Here is a 15,322-nt window from a genome sequence, read left to right as displayed (position 1 = left end):
TATTTTTTTTAGGGGAGGGACTAACATGCAAAACCGGATGCCGTTTGAAGTTTCCAAAACTGAATCCTTTTATGATAAATTGGCTGAATGGATTGGTGATCTATTTTATGATATTTTGCCAGAGGCTGGATTTGAACTAAGGGATGAACAAATTTATATGGCTTTTCAATTGGAAAAGGCCTTCAAGGATAAACAAATAATGTTCGCGGAAGCAGGCGTTGGAACAGGGAAAACGATTGTATACCTGCTCTATTCTATCATGTATGCAAGGTATACAAATAGGCCCGCAGTAATCGCCTGTGCGGACGAAACGCTTATCGAGCAGCTTGTGAAAAAAGAAGGCGATATTGCTAAGCTTGAAAAGGTTTTGGAGTTAAATATCGATGTTCGCCTGGCAAAATCACGAGATCAGTATTTGTGTCTTAAGAAGCTTGACCAGGTTCGGAATCAAGACTTTTCAGATGAGATATCCGATATTTATCAAAAATTGCCGGATTTTATCCATATGGGTGGTTCGATGCAATCTTTTGAAAAGTACGGTGATAGACGTGATTATCCTCATTTAACGGATGAATTATGGAGTAATCTCAATTGGGATCCTCTTCAAGATTGTTTCTCCTGTGATAAACGCCATCGCTGTGGATTGACACTACACCGGGAATTTTACCGGCATTCGACTGATTTAATTATTTGTTCCCATGACTTTTACATGGAGCATATTTGGACGAAGGAATCAAGAAGGCGTGAAGGGCAGCTGCCGCTTTTACCTGAGCATTCTTCCGTTGTATTTGACGAGGGTCATCTTCTTGAATATGCAGCACAAAAAGCGTTAAGTTACCGTTTTACCGATTATACGTTGGATACACTGCTTACAAGGTTAATGGAAAATGAAGTTCGTGAAAAAACATTGTACACGATCGAAGACGCCCTTCAAGACAATGAAGCGTTTTTTGACACTATTTCACAATTCTCCTTACAGCAAAAAGGTTCGGAAAAACAAATCATTACGAAGCATCCTCTGGTATTAAAGACCTGCAGGAAGCTACTCTCAACACTGCAAACTTTGGAAGAGGAGCTTGTTTTTGAAAGTGAATTATATGTCATTAATGAATATGATTTAAAAATTGTGGAGGAATATTTGGAGCAAATTACCTACTCCTTATCACTTTTCCTTCAAGAAGTGAACGGGATTACCTGGTTTGAAGAAGGCGGCGGAGAACGGACACTAGTTATCATGCCAAAAATGGTCGAAGAAGTGATGCGTGAAGAAGTGTTCTCACAGAAAAAACCGTTTATCTTCTCATCAGCAACACTGTCGAATCAAAAATCCTTTGATTATATTGCAAATAGCCTTGGGGTGAAGGACTACCTATCCTTTACAGTCGCCTCACCATTTGCCTATGAAGAAAAGATGGATGTCTTCCTCCCGAGGTTTCCAAAAGGCAGCATGGAAGAAAAAATTCATTATCTGATAAAAATGGTACAGCAATCAGAAGGACGGGCCTTAATTCTATTAAATAATAAGGAAGAACTGTCACAGCTTAAAAAGCAGTTGGCAGGGGGAATTTCCTATCCCATTTATTTTGAGGGGGACGAGGAGATTAGCACCCTCGTTTCGAAGTTTCAAAATGAGGAGCATGCGATTCTATGTTCCATGCATCTATGGGAAGGCCTAGATATTCCAGGAAGATCCCTTGAAAATGTCTTGATTTTTTCACTTCCTTTCCCGCCAAACGATCCGGTTTTTACGGCAAAGAGAGAAGGGGTAGACAATCCATTCTTAGAGGTAGATTTACCGTATATGCTTCTCAGGCTGCGTCAGGGCGTAGGACGATTAATTCGGAGTGAACATGACCGGGGAATGGTTCATATCATGTTGGATGAGGAAATCGATTCTTTTGTATTACAAAGTGTTACAGAAGCACTGCCAACGACGGCTAAAGATGCATAAAAAAGGAAGCCTTCCGTTTTTAGAGGGCTTCCTGCTTTTTTGTCTAGCTACTTTATCAGATTAACGCATTCCTAAATAACTTTTTCCTTCTGCTGACATTTTGTCAGGTGACCAAGCAGGCTCCCAGACTAGATTTACCTCAACATTTCTTGTTTCTTCAATTCCTTCGACACAATAGCGAACCCCTTTTGTAATGCTGTCATGAAGTGGACATCCAGGTGTTGTCAGGGTCATGGTAATGGAAACATCGTTATCATCCGTAATCCCAATACCATAAATTAGGCCTAAATCCACCACGTTAATATTTAATTCCGGGTCATAAACACTTTTTAATTCTTCAAGGATTTTTTCTTCTAAATTCATGATTAACACCTCATTATTTTTTTAGAACGCTTAAGATACTAATGGCAATTATGATAAACATGACAGATAGAATGAACTGTCCGATATTAAAGAGCAGTGCAATCTTCAAGGCCAAGGCAGAAAACACAATGAGAACCGCCGCAATAAAGATCGAGAGGACGGGGGTTATTATTTTTTCATTCATCATCTCTTTCAATGTTGGAACCTTTGCTTTACCAATATCATTACTGTATTTATACGTCCACCATAAAAATGGAACGATTTTATACAAATACCCGACAATACTTAGGACAATCCAAAGTAAAAGATAAAGATAGACGAGTGGGCCAACAAATGAACTAAAATGTTGAAACCACACTAAAATAAATGCCGCCAAATGAATGACAGTACCTAACACAATGGCAATCAAAGAAAACGTGAACGGTTTATCTAGCTTTTTCTTTAATCTTTTTTTGATGATGATCCTTATATGCCAACTAAAAATGGAGAATCCTGCAAAAAGTAAAAAGAAACCAAGCTTCAATAAGATACTGCTATCCGTAAAGAATGAAATTAATGAAGTAACAAGACCGGCAACATAAAACCCATATACATATCTTGCGTGTACCATTGGGAATCCATGGGACAAAGAAAACATTGGTACCATCTTATAGGAAAGTCCAAAAATTAACAGAGTAAACCAGCCAGTAATCCCCATCAATAAATGACTTTTAAAGATAGATTGATAATACTCTGCACCTATCCCTGTTTTTAAGCAATAGACCAATGTAATCCCTAATGAAATCGTCATGAACAAACAAATCAATGCCGTTCCTACAAAGGCGGTCAATATAGTTGGTTTGGATTGCGCCTTTAGTGTCATAAACATTTGAACTAAAAACATTAATATACCAATAAGGGTAAGGACACCAGGAATGAATGCATTTTGTGGTGACCAATAGAGCATTCCTGAGAATGTCGCAATGCCAATGGCTGTTACAAAAAATTGGACAAACCCGAATTTCTCATTCCATATTTTCGTTAGGAACGCTACCGGAACAAGCTGATACATCGCACCCATTGCTACCATTAACGCCCAGCCCAGCACTAATAAATGGGCTGAAGACCAGATTTGAGGAATTCTAAAACTTCCGTCTGCCATCAATTGTCCATTTACCAGTAATAGAATTTGTGAAAGAACCAGTGCTATTACACTAAAAAAGATAAATGAAAATGGCAGTTTAATATTTGTTTCACTCCCCATACTTTGAGGAACCATAATAGTACACCTTCTTAGCGAAAGATCTCAATTTTAAAGCTTCCATCGTTTTGTGGTTCTGTACGCTGCTTGTAACCTAATTCCTCTAGCTGCTCATATAGGAACATCGGTCTTCTATCATTGATGATCGTCAATACCTCATTTTCCCCAAGGGTCTCTAGGGCGGCTAAAGTTCTCATCATCGGCTGTGGCGGCTCTAATCCGCGATTATCTAATATCACCTTAGGTCATCCTTTCTTTGTAAATGTTACTTTCCAATGCTTCTTTTCAAGTTCTTCTTCCTCATGGGTAAAGCCCTTCGCCTTTAAAACGGCGAATAGGGGAACAGGCTTAAACGGAGCATGAAGAATAAAAATATCATTCTCCTTACATTCCTTTACAGCTTCCATAATCTTTTGAAACGGTTCAATTTTATTTTTTAAATCCTCACGTACATCTATTTCAATGATTCTTTGTTCCATTTGCTTAACAGCTCCTTCTATTTTTAGTCGAAAAAAATTTATTAATAGAATAACTCTTGTTGCAATGCCTCACGGTTGATTAAATAAAAACCCTCATCATCTTGAATCACAAATTCCTTCTTTTTAACATGATTCATCGTTCTGCTCACAGTTTCCCTTGAAGTGCCAATCATATTAGCTAATTCCCGGTTGGTGAACTGGGTTGTCAACTTGTAACATTCTCCCACCTTTTCACCATTTGATTTACATAGCCTAATAAGAAGTAAAATAATTTGTTCATACGTGTTATGAAGAACTTGTGCTTCCAATCTTCCTTGAAGGTCAACAATTTTTTCTCCCAATACTTTAAAAAGCTTGATGCAGAGTTCCGGATAGGAAATGAGGATATTTTCAAATTTGTCAATCGGAATGACAATGAGAATAGCATCTTCCGTCACCTCGGCATGCGCTGGAAAATTCCCTTGTCTAAAAAAACCAGCATGTGGGAACATTTCTCCTGGTTCAAGGATGGAAATTAATTGCTCTTTGCCCGATTGATCGGTTTTGTAAATTTTGACTTTCCCACTGTGAATAAAGAATACACGGTCAAGCCTGTCTTCCTGCATAAAAACATACATCTTATGTTTATAGAAGCGGGTTTGTGCAATTTTTACGATTGGATCAAGCTCTTCAGCAGATAATTCCTTGAAGATTGGGACATCGGACAATCGTTTTACTATGTCCTCCTGCTTCATTAACATCACCTTCATATTATTAATTCGATTTAGTAATATTGTAGCAATGATTTCACAAAGATTATGTGACCACAATCATAGTAGGTTAAAATTTTTTCTTTGCAACAAACTTTATGGAGTGTAACGCTTGTAGTTTTGAAGATTAATAACAAATTTCCTGCTTTAAAGCGATTCGATTGACTAAATATAAACTTTTAGTACTTGAGATGATATAGTTTTTCTTTTTTAAATGATTAATCGTTCTGCTGACAGTCTCTCTGGAAGTACCAATCATATTTGCCAGTTCTTTATTTGTAAAATGGGTTGTCAGCAGGTATTGTTCTCCTATTTTTATTCCATTTGATTTACAAAGCCTAATGAGTAATAAAATAATTTGTTCATATGTGTTATGGAGAACTTGTTCTTCTAATCTTTTTTGTAAATCATTTACGTTTTCTCCCATCAATTTAAAGAGTCTAGCACAAAGGTCAGGGATTGTAAGAAGGATTTCCTCAAATTGAGCCCGTGGAAACGTAATGATCCTTGCATCCTCCATTACTTCTGCGTGTGTCTCATGCTTTCCATCCTTGAAAAATACTGTTTGTGGAAACATATCCCCTGATTCTAGAATGTATAAAATCTGTTCCTTCCCGGATAAATCAGTCTTACATATTTTGACTTTTCCGCTATCAAGGAAGAATAATTTATCTTGCGAATCATTCTGCATATAAACGTACATTTTTTGTTTATAAAAGCGAGCCTGGATAATTTCTAAGAATGGTTCCAAATCATGATCCGACAAATCCTTAAATAACTTGAAATGTGACAACTTCATTTCTATTTCTACTTTTTTCATTTCATCACCTTCGTTTAAAAAATCCTACTTATAGAAATTTTAACAATGCCATCATTAGAAAAAATTGACCTATGTCAAGAAATGAATCTCTTAAATAAATCTTTTATTTTGTGATAAAAGTCACACCGATTTGATGAAATGCTTCACTGTGTGAGGAAGTGAACAAAGATAAGATAACTAATGTAACAAAATAAGAAAGGATGAATGTAGCATGGAAATACAACATGGGACGTCGACCAATAAAGTGTTGAAGACCAATAAAAATGGACTCTTAAAATCCGTTCTAATTGCAACCATTTTAATTACCTTCACGGTTTTACTAGTTGGCGGCTATTGGATATTTAAAGAACAAGCACCAAGACCCGTGGAGGTTACGAATGAAAAAGGTGATGTTCTGTTTACGAAAGCTTCTATTATGGGGGGCAGGCTGTTTTTCAAAAGTACGGTTTAATGGATTACGGCACCGTTTTAGGACATGGATCCTATATGGGACCTGATTATACAGCTGAATCTCTTAAGCTTTATACAGAAGGTATGCAGGATTTTAAAGCGAAAGACAAGTATGGAAAAGATTTTTCAACTTTAAATGAAGATGAAAAAATAGTTATTAAAAATAATGTTATTAAAGAAATGAAAAAAAATCGCTATGACAGTGATAAAGATACAATGGTACTAACGGATGCTCAAGCTTTTGGCCTTCAAAGGGTGAGAGAGCATTATCAGGAAATCTTTACGAAGGGTGACGATTGGGGATTAAAGGCAAATCTTATTAAAGAAAGCGATTTGCCGAAAACAGGCCGTGCGTATGTTGCAAAAGGTGATCAAATTACACAAATATCTGATTTCTTTTTCTGGACAGCTTGGCTTTCTAGTACAGTCCGTAAAGGAGATAACATCACCTATACAAATAACTGGCCTTACTATGAGGATGCAGGCAACCACTTATCCTTCTCTGCAGTATGGTGGAGTGGTGCAAGTATCACCATTTTTGTTTTAGTGCTGGGAATTATTTTGTTTGTTTTCTATCGCTATCAATTTAGCATGCAAGAGGCATATAAAGAAGGAAATTTCCCGCGAATTGATCTACGAAAAATGCCAGTGACCAATTCTCAGGTTAAGAGCGGAAAATATTTTGTGATCGTTTCGGCTTTATTTCTTGTCCAGTGTATGTTTGGGGCATTACTAGCACATTATTACATAGAACCAGAATAGTTTCTTTGGAATAAAGTGGATTCATGATATTCTTCCGTTCAATATCACAAAAGGGTATCATTTGCAGCTTGCTATTTTCTGGATTGCGACAGCGTGGCTTGGGATGGGTATATACATTGCTCCACTTGTCGGTGGCTATGAGCCCAAAAAACAAGGCTTACTCGTCGATATTTTATTCTGGGCATTGGTGGTCCTTGTGGTCGGAAGTATGGTTGGTGAGTGGCTTGGAGCTAACGGCTACTTAGGAAACAATTGGTTCCTATTCGGACACTCTGGATGGGAATATATCGAGCTTGGACGTATTTGGCAGCTGATCCTGATTGCCGGAATGTTCATATGGCTGTTTATTGTTTACCGAGGAATTAGGGCAGGTCTAAAGAAAGAAACTGATAAGGGTGGACTGATTCACCTATTATTCTATTCAGCGATTGCCGTACCTGCATTCTATGTCTTTGCCTTGTTTATTAATCCTGGAACAAGCTTTACCTTTGCAGATTACTGGCGCTGGTGGATCATCCACTTATGGGTTGAAGGTATTTTTGAAGTATTTGCAGTTGTCGTTATTGGCTTCCTTTTAGTTCAATTAGGTTTAGTAACAAAAAAATCTACAGTACGACAACTTTATTTCCAATTAATCCTGCTACTTGGCAGTGGAGTTATTGGCATCGGCCACCACTATTACTATAATGGATCTGCGGAAGCGTGGATTGGCCTTGGGGCGGTATTCTCTGCGATGGAAGTCATTCCATTAACATTGCTAATTCTTGAAGCATATGAGCAATATAAAATGATGCGTGCCGGCGGTGTCGATTTCCCTTACAAAGGAACGTTCTGGTTCTTAATTTCTGTTGCCATCTGGAACCTGGTTGGGGCGGGAGTTTTAGGATTTTTAATTAATTTGCCAGCAGTAAGCTATTTTGAACATGGACAATTCTTAACACCAGCACATGGGCATGGATCCATGATGGGTGTGTATGGAATGTTTGCATGTGCAGTACTTCTATATTCATTACGGAATATCGTAAAACCTGAAAGCTGGAATGATAAATGGCTTAAATTCAGCTGCATCATGTTAAACGTCGGCCTAGCAGGGATGGTCTTCCTATCCTTACTACCAGTCGGGATTATCCAAATAAAAGAAGCATTTAATCACGGCTATGCCGCATCACGTTCAGCATCCTTCCTCCAAAAGGATCTTGTGCAAACATTGTTAACTTGGCGTGCGGTGCCTGACACCATTTTCCTTATTGGTGTAGTAGTATTAGTGGTTTTCTGTATAAAAGCGCTGTTCAATTTACGGAAACCAACGCATCAGGAGGGAGAAAAGCTTCCTGTTCGCGATTTATCAATTGATGAGGAATAACTTGAAAAAAATCCGCAAAGCTTAGCTTTGCGGATTTTCTTTTTTTCTTTAAGATTTTCATAACATTCAAAGCAATGAATCTCCTTCTCTTCCGTAAGAACCCCGTTTAAAAAGCCATCTAAACAATAGATATCTTTGTTGCAGCATTTACAAATTCCGACTAATTCTCTCAAAAGCCATTCCCCCTGCCACAGTACTAGTATTAATAAAATCATGTTCTAGGTGTGATACGTTGCACTAAAAAGAAGTAATTAGTTCCTTATAATAAAGGAGAAGTTAACAAACTAAAAGGAGTGATTATCATGCAAACATACGCAAAAGTGATCAATGTTCCAGATTTTCCACCAAGAGAAAAACATTCTACCATCTTTAAAGGGTTTGATGAATTAAGTTCTGGTGAAACAATGATGATTGTAAATGACCATGATCCAAAGCCGCTTTTATATCAATTCATGATGGAAAGACCTGAGCAATTTTCTTGGGAGTATCTTGAAGAAGGTCCGGAAACATGGAAAGTCGCTATTAGTAAGAAGTAATTTTTGGTTCGTGTGTCTTTGAATTAACGGGGCACTTGACCCTCTCCAATCATTTTACGTGAATTTTATTTTCCAGGTAACATCCTCTTTTTCCTATATATATATTTTACAACAGAAATCCGTTTCTGTTGTTTTTTTTGTGCGACAGGCAGTCGTACCTTGTGCAGTAGAACTGCACTGAATGAGTTGTTAAAGGTTGGAGTACGTTATTGCGATAAACACGGCTCCCGAATCCTAGAAGACTCGTTTTCCCGAAGGTGAAAATCCTTCCACTAGAGTGCTGATACAACTAGTGAAGACTAATCTAGGGCATCACCGTGAGGTGATGTCTGAAGGAGATGCGGACAATCGAGAGACCCGCAGTCGGATAAGCAGACCCAAATGCAATAAGTGTGAAGCACGGCGGCAGGGTAAGTTGGCGACTATGCGAATATAATGGGAAGCCCACTATAACATTAGTGGTCTCTATACCAATGAATCAGCCGGATAGAGGCAATTTATCAAGTGATGGTGCTGGGTATGTTTAGAAGGAAGGTGCGATGACCCCGTGAGGTCTCCATTCCAACCCAAAGGGACATCTACCTATAAGGGTAATCCGAAATGCTAGATGTGAATGGAGAAGTCAGACGTTCTCATAGTACGGAAGTAGTGTATGGACTAAACCATGCATGAACGGAAGGGGAACGACCTTGTGGCTCCACATCTGTAAAGATGTGTAATGTTAACAGAAAACGATACCTCGGTATAAACGAACTGAATGTACACAATGAAGGGTGCGGAATATGTAATGAATCATACGTTAAAATTCAAATGGCATAGTATTTATGGACAAATACTTTTCGACAGAAGGCTAAAAGCTGCTTGGGAAAAGGTAGAAGCCAACAACGGGTCAGGTGGTATTGATGGCGAAACAATTGACAGCTATAGATATCACTTAGATGAAAATCTGGACTCGCTTCTACAGAGACTGAGAAATAAAGAGTATAAGCCGTCACCAGTAAGAAGACATTATATTCCTAAGAAAAATGGCAAAAAGCGACCCTTAGGCATTCCGAATATTGAAGATAGAATTGTCCAACAGGCAATAGTAAATGTACTTCAGCCGAAATTCGAAAGGGATATCTTTCACAAATGGTCATGTGGATACAGACCAAATGTTGGTGCAGAACGTGTCCTGCAAATAATCATGGCGAATATCGAACAAGGATATAATTACATCTTCGATGCAGATATTAAAGGCTTTTTCGATAATATCCCACATAAGAAGCTGATGAGAGTATTAAATAAATACATCGCAGATGGTACAGTGTTAGATATGATTTGGTTGTGGCTAAAAGCTGGTTATATGGAAGAAGGTAAATTTCACTCAACAGATACCGGCACTCCGCAAGGAGGGGTTATTTCTCCGTTACTAGCGAACGTATATTTAAATGAACTTGATTGGATCTGGGCTGAAAACAATATTCGTTTTGTAAGATTCGCCGATGACTTTTTGTTATTCGCAAAAACCAAAGAAGACATAAAGAGAGCGGCAGATATTACGAAAAGGAAATTAGCCGAACTTGGGTTGGAACTTGCAACGGAGAAAACAAAATTTGTAAACTTCGATGATGATGACTTTGACTTTATGGGATTCACTTTCGAACACTGGAGAAAACGCAAGAAGGATGGTAAGCCATACTATATAGCTAAACCGAAAGAATCAACTTGGAATGATTTTCGCCAGAAAATCAAAGTCAAGACGAAGAAAACACTCACTCTGAGTAAGGAAAAGTGGATTGAGTATGTTAACCCAGTGATTCGAGGAAAAGTAAACTATTTTCTCAATATTTATAAAGCAATTAAGGCAAATGAAGAACACGGATTTAACAGTTCATGCTTCTTTAAAGCATTTGGGAAAGAACTACTTGCGATAGATGGCTATATTCGACAAAGGTTAAGAGTAGCCATGATTCACAAACACCCTAGCCAAAGAAAAGGTCATGCGATGAAAACAAAATGGAATAATGAGTTCTTTGCTATTATTGGACTTATCCCTTCATACTGGTATTACTACCACAAGATATATGGCTTTTCTCTAGAAAGTTACATTCTTCGAATGAAAGAAAAGCAAAAGAAAGAACAGGAAAGACGAATCCTAAAGGCAAAAGAAAAGGGTCAAGAGTATTATACTCCTGACCGTGTCCGCAAAATGAAATATGCTCAAAGATTGGCAACGTATTGACCATTTGTAACACATTGGTAAGCCGTATGCCTTAATAGGGCACGTACGGTTTGATAAGGGGGAAGCCTCGAAAGAGGTTTCCCTACTTTATTATCCCCATTTAACCTATTCTATAACTACTTTTCAGAAAAATGTGATAAAATTTGTCTGAATGGAAAAGGGGGATTTATATGCGAATGGACCAATTAGAAAAAGAATTCTTAGAATATGTGAAAAAAATGTCCGCTTATAATGAAGCACTGGGATTGATTTATTGGGATCTGCGAACAGGTGCCCCAAAGCAGGCAGTGGAACAGCGCTCAGAAGTAATTGGAATGCTATCATCTGAGGTCTTTAAAATGTCCACCTCCGAGGAAATGGCAGCATACATAGCCAATTTATCAAAACAACAGCTATCCGAAACAACAAGCAAAATCCTTGAAGAATGTAAAAAGGAATATGAACGAAATAAGAAAATTCCGGCCGAAGAATATAAAGAATTTGTCATTCTCCAATCAAAGGCAGAAAGTGTCTGGGAGGAAGCCAAAGAAAAGGCCGATTTTGCTTTGTTTAGTCCCTACCTAGAGAAGTTAGTAGCGATGACAAAACGATTTATTTGCTATTGGGGTCATGAGGAGAAGAAGTATAACGTATTATTAGATATGTACGAGCCCGACATGACAATGGAAGTATTGGATCAGGTGTTTGGTGAATTAAGAGGTAAAATTGTCCCACTGGTTAAACGGATTTCGGAGTCAAGCCATAAACCAGAAACTGATTTTCTATTAAAAAAATTCCCAAAGGAAAATCAGCGTGAATTTAGCTTAAAGATCCTTGAAAAAATGGGTTATAACTTCAATGCAGGCAGACTGGATGAAACCGTTCATCCATTTGCGATTGGATTAAACCCTGGTGACGTCCGCGTAACTACGAAGTATGATGAAACAGACTTCCGTACGGCTGTTTTTGGCACAATTCACGAAGGCGGTCATGCCTTATACGAACAAAATATTTCAACTGACCTAATTGGAACTCCGCTCTGCTCCGGCACATCAACGGGAATTCACGAATCGCAGTCCCTTTTCTATGAGAATATTCTAGGGCGAAGTTTTTCATTTTGGAAGAATAACTACAATCTATTGAAGGAATATGCAAATGGTCAGTTTGATCAAGTTCAATTGGAGGAATTCTATCGGTCGATTAATGAATCAAAGCCATCATTGATTCGCATTGAAGCGGATGAATTAACCTATCCACTCCATGTGATCATTCGTTATGAAATTGAAAAAGGCCTATTTAATGATGAAATAGAAGTGAAGGATCTGCCGAAAATTTGGAATGACAAATACGAAGAGTACTTAGGTATTCGTCCTGAAAATGATGCGATGGGTGTCCTTCAGGACGTTCACTGGGCAGGAGGCAGCTTTGGCTATTTCCCTTCCTATGCCTTAGGGTATATGTATGCAGCACAATTTAAGCATAAAATGCTTGAGGATATCCCGAATTTTGATCAATTACTAGAGGAGGGGAATTTACTCCCAATTAAGGAATGGCTGACCAAAAATATCCACCAATATGGAAAAATGAAGAAGCCACTTGAAATCTTACAGGATGTCACCGGAGAGGGTCTTAATGCACAGTATTTAGTAGATTACCTTTATGAGAAATACGGAAAGGTATATCAGTTAAATTAAAATCCAGGCAATTGGCTCTTCCAAAATACAGGGAGAAATCATACAGAAAAAGGCTTCAATCTAAAAGATTGAAGCCTTCAAATTTATTACCACTTACTCCAAGTCTGGAATCCTTTTGACCCTGGAGGAGCATTTTGAATGATATCGATAAACGGTATCGTGTATGCGAATAAAATGAGAGCGGCAGTAATGCCAAGCCATAATTTCCAGTTTTCGAATACCAATGGTGCTTTTTCTTCAAGATTCTCTGCTTCTGCAACTGGGAATTCCTCTTCCCCTTTAGGAGCAAAGAAGGCAAGGTTTACAAATATGATCAGTACTAAAATGATGCCAAGGAATAAAATCGATCCGCCGACTGCCTGAGCGATTTGATAAGGAATCCACTCAGCCGCTTGCTTGGCCCCGCCGTAAGTAGAGAAAGCGGAACGTCTTGGTCCACCAAGCAGTCCCTGGATATGCATTGAACCTGACATAAATGCCATCCCAATGAACCAAACCCATGCTTGGATAATGCCTAATTTATTCATTGCTTTCGTTAATTTACGCCCTGTCAAATGTGGAACTAACCAATAGGAAATTCCAAAGAACGTTAACACAACGGAAGTTGCGGCTGTTAAATGAAAGTGACCTGTAATCCAAATGGTGTTATGGACAACTTGGTCCATTTGGTTAGAAGCATTAATGATCCCGCCGGCACCTGCAGGGATAAAACAAGCCATCCCGATAAATGGAACAATAAAGCGGGCATCTCCCCATGGAAGTACTCTAAACCAGCCAAACAAGCCTGTAGCCCCTTTAGAACGTCCATATCTCTCAAAGGTTGCGAAAAGTGAGAAAGCAGTCATTAACGATGGAATAACGACCATGAACGTTAGGATTACTTGGAAAAACTTCCAAGCAGGATCAATTCCCGGTTCTGTTAATTGATGGTGGAAACCAACCGGAATAGAGAATAGTAAAAATAAGATAAAGGACAAACGTGCTAAAGAATCTGAAAATATTTTTCCGCCAATAATCTTTGGAATAATAGCATACCAACACATATACGCAGGTAATAACCAGAAATAAACTAATGGGTGACCGAAATACCAGAACAATGTTCGGCTGACGAGCACATCAACTGTATCAACTAATCCAAGTGACCATGGAAGAAGTTGGAATAAAACGGTTGCGGCTACACCTAATGTTGCGACAATCCAGAGAACTGTATTGATCACAGCCATAAAGCTTAATAATGGGCTTGGTTGGCCTGGATTATTCTTCCGCCATCTAGCATATGTCATAATTTGTGCAGCACCGTCAATCCAACTACCGACAACGACGAAGGTAAGCCCTAAGTAAAAGATCCAATGTGCTTTAAGTGGGGCATAAAAGGTATATAGAACAGATGCTTCCTTAAGTAAAACCATGGTAGCAGCCATTAAAGTACCAATTAACATGACCCAAAAGCCAATCCAGCCGGTTCGTCTAGCGGCGTTTGAATGGCCTCCAGTTGTTCTGCTTACAGCAGCATATTGAAATCCCATAATAAAGAAGGTTGTTAATACAAGGCCCATTAAGACACCATGAACCGTTAAAATTTGATAATAATCAATTCCCCATGGAAGTTCCCATTTTCCAGAACGGACAAGGGTTTGCAAAAGACCCATCAATCCGCCAAGGGCAAGTGCTGAAAAGGCAACAAAGAAATGTGCCATGGAAAGCTTTGCATCACGTGGGTCGACTTTTACTTTTGCAGCTGTACTGTTAACCATTATTTAACCACCTCAATCATCGAACTCATTAAATGGTGCCCAGCACCACAGTATTCATTACAGACTATTAAATATTCGCCAGCTTTATCAAAGGTTGTGGTATATTCACTGACATAACCAGGTTCAAGCATCATGTTAACATTTGTTCCCGCCATTTCGAACCCGTGAACAACGTCTTTTGTGGTGGCAATCACTTTTACCTTTGCACCTAGAGGCACTTCCACTTTAGCAGGATTATAAGAGAATGCGGATGCAACATATACTAATTCATAATCCCAGTCTTTTCCCTCGACTTTATGTAGGCCTGGTTTATCAAATGGTTTCGTTTCATCCACTTTTTCGGGATTTACCGTTGTTAAACAACTTGGTGGTTTGTTGCCGAGATAGAAGGCACTTACACCAATGACTGCCAAGAAAATAACAAGGCAGGTAATACCGAATGTCAGCCAAATCTTTTCTAATTTATGCATGTGCATCATTTTTTCCCCCTTCAATCAATTAAAAACGGTCTACGAATAGGTAATAAACGCCTACCCATGTAACAATAATAAATGCTCCCAACATGAAAACGGACGCCAATGTCCCTTTGAGGGAGGAGCTGTCTTCCAATTCTGTCTTTTGCTTTGTTTTCAGTTCCGCTTTTGCCATCCTAAAAGACCCCCTTCTAAAAATGGTTTTAAATAAGTAAGTTCTCTTTCATAATACAAAACAATTGCGAAAGTAAAATATCAAATTTCAAAGTTCACAAATTGTTCATTCCTTAGGTATCTACTATGTTAATGTTATAAACTTGATACAACAGTGATTTATGTCACAAAACTCGAAGGGGAAATGTGAAGAAAATGTGAACTATCACACCCAAGCTGTGATAAAAGTAATTGATTAATGGTTCACAATCTAAATTGTCTTAATTTAGAAATACATTCACACTATTGAATATCAAAAATAAAATAGAAGC

General features: G+C 38.4%; 13 protein-coding genes and 1 pseudogene. 5 read left to right on the top strand and 9 right to left on the bottom strand.

Annotation, left to right across the window (positions count from 1 at the left end; genetic code table 11):
- Positions 1 to 25 precede the first annotated feature (25 nt).
- Complete coding sequence (locus tag RCG19_RS01140; RefSeq protein ID WP_308109365.1) at positions 26 to 1,951, top strand: ATP-dependent DNA helicase; 1,926 nt, start codon at positions 26 to 28, stop codon at positions 1,949 to 1,951.
- A gap of 60 nt (positions 1,952 to 2,011) precedes the next feature.
- On the opposite strand, the gene RCG19_RS01135 is transcribed toward RCG19_RS01140, so the two are convergent.
- From RCG19_RS01135 to RCG19_RS01110, 6 genes are all read right to left on the bottom strand, one after another.
- Positions 2,012 to 2,314 carry a metal-sulfur cluster assembly factor gene (locus RCG19_RS01135; protein WP_166239744.1) on the bottom strand — a complete coding sequence of 101 codons (303 nt, stop codon included), beginning with the start codon at positions 2,312 to 2,314 and terminating at the stop codon, positions 2,012 to 2,014.
- A gap of 13 nt (positions 2,315 to 2,327) precedes the next feature.
- Positions 2,328 to 3,572: a hypothetical protein gene (locus tag RCG19_RS01130; RefSeq protein WP_308109364.1), complete on the bottom strand. Its 1,245-nt coding sequence runs from the start codon at positions 3,570 to 3,572 to the stop codon at positions 2,328 to 2,330.
- 14 nt (positions 3,573 to 3,586) lie between these two features.
- Positions 3,587 to 3,793, bottom strand: a complete 207-nt coding sequence (locus RCG19_RS01125; RefSeq protein ID WP_166239748.1) for a DUF2249 domain-containing protein — start codon at positions 3,791 to 3,793, stop codon at positions 3,587 to 3,589.
- Between the two features lie 6 nt (positions 3,794 to 3,799).
- The gene (locus RCG19_RS01120; RefSeq protein WP_308109363.1) at positions 3,800 to 4,033 is read right to left on the bottom strand and encodes a DUF2249 domain-containing protein; all 234 of its coding nucleotides are present in this window, start codon (positions 4,031 to 4,033) and stop codon (positions 3,800 to 3,802) included.
- Between the two features lie 41 nt (positions 4,034 to 4,074).
- On the bottom strand, positions 4,075 to 4,767 hold the full coding sequence (locus RCG19_RS01115) for a Crp/Fnr family transcriptional regulator (protein ID WP_308109362.1): 693 nt from the start codon (positions 4,765 to 4,767) through the stop codon (positions 4,075 to 4,077).
- A 142-nt stretch (positions 4,768 to 4,909) separates the two neighbouring features.
- Positions 4,910 to 5,602, bottom strand: a complete 693-nt coding sequence (locus RCG19_RS01110; RefSeq protein WP_166239754.1) for a Crp/Fnr family transcriptional regulator — start codon at positions 5,600 to 5,602, stop codon at positions 4,910 to 4,912.
- A 211-nt stretch (positions 5,603 to 5,813) separates the two neighbouring features.
- On the opposite strand from RCG19_RS01110, the pseudogene RCG19_RS01105 reads away from it, so the two are divergent.
- The 4 genes and pseudogenes from RCG19_RS01105 (at position 5,814) to RCG19_RS01090 (ending at position 12,610) form a co-directional block, all read left to right on the top strand.
- Positions 5,814 to 8,177: pseudogene (locus tag RCG19_RS01105) on the top strand (nitric-oxide reductase large subunit).
- A 302-nt stretch (positions 8,178 to 8,479) separates the two neighbouring features.
- The gene (locus RCG19_RS01100) at positions 8,480 to 8,713 is read left to right on the top strand and encodes a DUF2249 domain-containing protein (protein WP_308109361.1); all 234 of its coding nucleotides are present in this window, start codon (positions 8,480 to 8,482) and stop codon (positions 8,711 to 8,713) included.
- A 787-nt stretch (positions 8,714 to 9,500) separates the two neighbouring features.
- Positions 9,501 to 10,937 (top strand): group II intron reverse transcriptase/maturase, encoded by a 1,437-nt coding sequence (ltrA, locus tag RCG19_RS01095; RefSeq protein ID WP_308108194.1) that lies wholly within the window; start codon positions 9,501 to 9,503, stop codon positions 10,935 to 10,937.
- A gap of 170 nt (positions 10,938 to 11,107) precedes the next feature.
- The gene (locus RCG19_RS01090; RefSeq protein WP_308109360.1) at positions 11,108 to 12,610 is read left to right on the top strand and encodes a carboxypeptidase M32; all 1,503 of its coding nucleotides are present in this window, start codon (positions 11,108 to 11,110) and stop codon (positions 12,608 to 12,610) included.
- Between the two features lie 86 nt (positions 12,611 to 12,696).
- On the opposite strand, the gene RCG19_RS01085 is transcribed toward RCG19_RS01090, so the two are convergent.
- Genes RCG19_RS01085 through RCG19_RS01075 form a run of 3 tightly spaced genes read right to left on the bottom strand, consistent with a single transcriptional unit; the run spans position 12,697 to position 15,012 of the window.
- A complete protein-coding gene (locus tag RCG19_RS01085; RefSeq protein WP_308109359.1) occupies positions 12,697 to 14,364 on the bottom strand; it encodes a b(o/a)3-type cytochrome-c oxidase subunit 1 in 1,668 nt (555 codons plus the stop codon).
- Complete coding sequence (locus tag RCG19_RS01080; RefSeq protein ID WP_166240076.1) at positions 14,364 to 14,840, bottom strand: cytochrome c oxidase subunit II; 477 nt, start codon at positions 14,838 to 14,840, stop codon at positions 14,364 to 14,366. The genes RCG19_RS01085 and RCG19_RS01080 overlap by 1 nt, the downstream gene beginning before the upstream one ends.
- Positions 14,841 to 14,862: 22 nt before the next feature.
- On the bottom strand, positions 14,863 to 15,012 hold the full coding sequence (locus RCG19_RS01075) for a cytochrome c oxidase subunit 2A (protein ID WP_166239766.1): 150 nt from the start codon (positions 15,010 to 15,012) through the stop codon (positions 14,863 to 14,865).
- Positions 15,013 to 15,322 lie beyond the last annotated feature (310 nt).

Origin of the sequence: Neobacillus sp. OS1-2 (assembly GCF_030915505.1) — a bacterium.
Taxonomy (GTDB): Bacteria; Bacillota; Bacilli; order Bacillales; family Cytobacillaceae; genus Neobacillus.
The sequence above is the reverse complement of the archived record's forward strand: the minus strand, read 5'-3'. Positions and strand labels throughout refer to the sequence as shown.

Coding starts and splice junctions, on each gene's coding strand:
- RCG19_RS01085 (WP_308109359.1), bottom strand. CDS start 14,364: ATGGTTAACAGTACAGCTGCAAAAGTAAAAGTCGACCCACGTGATGCA.
- RCG19_RS01120 (WP_308109363.1), bottom strand. CDS start 4,033: ATGGAACAAAGAATCATTGAAATAGATGTACGTGAGGATTTAAAAAAT.
- RCG19_RS01135 (WP_166239744.1), bottom strand. CDS start 2,314: ATGAATTTAGAAGAAAAAATCCTTGAAGAATTAAAAAGTGTTTATGAC.
- RCG19_RS01110 (WP_166239754.1), bottom strand. CDS start 5,602: ATGAAAAAAGTAGAAATAGAAATGAAGTTGTCACATTTCAAGTTATTT.
- RCG19_RS01140 (WP_308109365.1), top strand. CDS start 26: ATGCAAAACCGGATGCCGTTTGAAGTTTCCAAAACTGAATCCTTTTAT.
- RCG19_RS01115 (WP_308109362.1), bottom strand. CDS start 4,767: ATGAAGCAGGAGGACATAGTAAAACGATTGTCCGATGTCCCAATCTTC.
- RCG19_RS01080 (WP_166240076.1), bottom strand. CDS start 14,840: ATGCACATGCATAAATTAGAAAAGATTTGGCTGACATTCGGTATTACC.
- ltrA (WP_308108194.1), top strand. CDS start 9,501: ATGAATCATACGTTAAAATTCAAATGGCATAGTATTTATGGACAAATA.
- RCG19_RS01090 (WP_308109360.1), top strand. CDS start 11,108: ATGCGAATGGACCAATTAGAAAAAGAATTCTTAGAATATGTGAAAAAA.
- RCG19_RS01130 (WP_308109364.1), bottom strand. CDS start 3,572: ATGGTTCCTCAAAGTATGGGGAGTGAAACAAATATTAAACTGCCATTT.
- RCG19_RS01075 (WP_166239766.1), bottom strand. CDS start 15,012: ATGGCAAAAGCGGAACTGAAAACAAAGCAAAAGACAGAATTGGAAGAC.
- RCG19_RS01100 (WP_308109361.1), top strand. CDS start 8,480: ATGCAAACATACGCAAAAGTGATCAATGTTCCAGATTTTCCACCAAGA.